Below are 984 nucleotides of genomic sequence, written 5' to 3'. Positions count from 1 at the left end.
AATATTTCCAATCAAACTATTATGATTGATAAAATCGCATCTATGGCACTCGATTTACCTGCGCAAGATTTTGATTTGATTTCCTTACCTGGAGCTCATGTCAATGAACGTCATATTAGCCGACAATCATTGACATATGGCCAAACACGTTTAGCAAGTCGACGCGGCACCTCAAGTCATCAAATGAATAATACGATGATTTTGGCGCAAAGACATACCGACGAGTTTCATGGTGAAGCCTATGGTTTTGCGCTTGTATATTCAGGAAATCATGCGTTAGAAATTGAACGCGATCAAATTCAACAAACCCGTGTGGTGATTGGTATTAATGAAGAACTTTTTTCTTGGCAACTTGCATCCGGCGAAAGCTTCCAAACACCTGAAGTCATCATGGTGTATGCCAATAACGGGTTAAATCAAATGAGTCAAACATTCCACGGATTGATTCGTGACCGCGTGGCTCGAGGAAATCATCAACACGCACTTCGCCCAATCTTGGTGAATAATTGGGAAGCAACTTATTTTGATTTTAACGAGGAAAAATTGCGTCCAATCGTAGATGAAGCCAAGCAATTAGGTATTGAAATGTTCGTATTAGATGATGGTTGGTTTGGACACCGAGATAATGATGATAGTTCACTTGGAGATTGGTTCGTAGATAAACGGAAATTCCCTAAAGGATTACGTCAATTTGCCGATTATGTCCACGGTCAAGATTTAAAATTTGGCTTATGGTTTGAACCAGAAATGATTTCTGAAGATTCTGAATTATTACGTAAACATCCTGACTATCGTTTAGCAGTCCCAGGACGAACACCATACCCGAGTCGTCAACAATTTGTATTAGATATTGGCCGTAAAGAGGTTAGAGATAATGTCATCGCCCAAATTGAAGCCATTTTAGATGAAGGCTACATTGACTATATTAAATGGGATATGAACCGACATATTTCAGATATTTATTCGGCCAATTTACCTGCACAT

At 39.1% G+C, this 984-nt stretch carries 1 protein-coding gene; it reads left to right on the top strand.

Annotated features, from left to right (window positions below; genetic code table 11):
* Window positions 1-984: alpha-galactosidase (locus tag ACRCJ0_RS15460; protein ID WP_431391076.1), on the top strand; the 984-nt coding region annotated here is incomplete at both ends.

Source organism: Aerococcus sp. L_32, from assembly GCF_050689315.1.
The sequence above is the reverse complement of the archived record's forward strand: the minus strand, read 5'-3'. Positions and strand labels throughout refer to the sequence as shown.